At 70.6% G+C, this 1075-nt stretch carries 3 protein-coding genes; all 3 read left to right on the top strand.

Annotated features, from left to right (window positions below; translation table 11 throughout):
* Positions 1–54: 54 nt before the first annotated feature.
* Positions 55–204 carry a hypothetical protein gene (locus tag N869_RS17550; RefSeq protein ID WP_156968603.1) on the top strand — a complete coding sequence of 50 codons (150 nt, stop codon included), beginning with the start codon at positions 55–57 and terminating at the stop codon, positions 202–204.
* 40 nt (positions 205–244) lie between these two features.
* Positions 245–847 (top strand): nicotinate-nucleotide adenylyltransferase, encoded by a 603-nt coding sequence (nadD, locus tag N869_RS15325; protein ID WP_084137323.1) that lies wholly within the window; start codon positions 245–247, stop codon positions 845–847.
* Positions 840–1075 (top strand): hypothetical protein (locus N869_RS17545; protein ID WP_408606374.1); only part of this gene is annotated, 236 nt, incomplete at its 3' end. The genes nadD and N869_RS17545, both read left to right, overlap by 8 nt.

Here is a 1075-nt window from a genome sequence, read left to right as displayed (position 1 = left end):
ACTTGACCGATCCCGCGGCCCGCGCGGGAGAGCCGTGGAACCTGGAGGTCCGACGTGCACGTTGCAGTGGTCACCGCTGAGCAGGCAGAGGTCGTCAACCACCTGCCGATGGCCCCGGAGGCTTACGGGCTGATCGGGTTCGGTGCCCTCATGGTGCTGCTGGCGGTCACGTTCGCCTTCCGCAGCGTCGGCTCGGGTCACTGACCGACCTCACGTCCACGCGTACCTGGAGGAAGCCAGCGGCATGAGTCAGCACCGACCGAGGATCGGGGTGATGGGGGGCACGTTCGATCCCATCCACCACGGCCACCTGGTCGCTGCGAGCGAGGCCGCCGCCCAGCTCGAGCTCGACGAGGTCGTGTTCGTCCCGACCGGCCGCCCCTCGCTCAAGCAGCACCCTGGGGTGACCTCCGCCGAGCACCGGTACCTGATGACGGTGATCGCGACCGCCTCGAACCCCCGGTTCACGGTCAGCCGGGTGGACGTGGACAGGCCGGGACTGACCTACACCGTCGACACGCTCGTGGACATCCAGCGTGAGCGTCCCGGCGCGGACCTCCACTTCATCACCGGAGCCGACGCCCTGGAGCAGATACTGCAGTGGAAGGACGCCGACCAGCTCTGGTCGATGGCGCACTTCGTGGCCGTCACGCGTCCCGGGCACACGTTGTCCGTGGAGCACGTGCCGGTGGGTGCGGTGACCCAGCTCGAGGTGCCGGCTCTGGCGATCTCGTCGACGGACTGCAGGGCCCGCGCCGAGCGTGGGGAACCGGTCTGGTACCTGGTACCCGACGGTGTGGTCCAGTACATCGCCAAGCACAACCTCTACCGGGGGCATCATGAGTGAGCTCTCGGGCGGCGAACGACGCCGCCGGCGTGAGGAGGAACGTCGACGACTCGCGGCGCTCGAGGCGGAGGCAGGGCACCCCGGCGGGGCAGACCCGGTCGGTCGGCCGTTGTCCAGGCGTGAACTGCGCGAGCGCGCCCAGGCCGAGGCGGCGGCCCACGCCGTTCAGCAGGAGAACCAGCACCGGCCCACCGCCCCGCCGCCGCCCGAGCGGTCCAGGCGCCCCGC

The sequence above is a fragment of the Cellulomonas bogoriensis 69B4 = DSM 16987 genome (assembly GCF_000767165.1).
Taxonomy (GTDB): Bacteria; Actinomycetota; Actinomycetes; order Actinomycetales; family Cellulomonadaceae; genus Actinotalea; species Actinotalea bogoriensis.
This window is presented reverse-complemented; position numbering and strand designations above follow the sequence as displayed.

Bases quoted from the DNA above. Each gene is read 5' to 3' on its own strand.
- nadD (WP_084137323.1), top strand. From the start codon at position 245: ATGAGTCAGCACCGACCGAGGATCGGGGTGATGGGGGGCACGTTCGAT.